Origin of the sequence: Alkalihalophilus lindianensis (assembly GCF_032843265.1) — a bacterium.
Lineage (GTDB): Bacteria > Bacillota > Bacilli > Bacillales > Bacillaceae_D > Alkalihalophilus > Alkalihalophilus lindianensis.
Window position 1 is genome coordinate 1 of sequence record NZ_JAWJBA010001151.1, and the last position, 229, is coordinate 229.

General features: G+C 65.1%; 1 pseudogene. It reads left to right on the plus strand.

Annotated features, from left to right (window positions below):
• Nucleotides 1–229, plus strand: a pseudogene (locus RYX56_RS25680) (LLM class flavin-dependent oxidoreductase); the annotation flags it as partial.

A 229-nucleotide genomic window follows, 5' to 3' on the forward strand; every position in this document is an offset into this window, starting at 1 on the left:
CTTCGCGCATTTCATCAGCGCGCGCGGCGGCGACGTGGTGATGCGCGATTACAAAAAACGCTATCAGCCGTCGCCGCGCGAACCGCGGTCGCGGGCGCTGGTGTGCGTGTTCGTGATCTGCGCCGACACACAGGTGCAGGCGGAGCGGCTGGCGCAATGTGTGGACCTGCGCCGGCTGAACATGGATTACGGCGTCAATGCGCCGGTACCGACACTCGAAGAAGCGGAG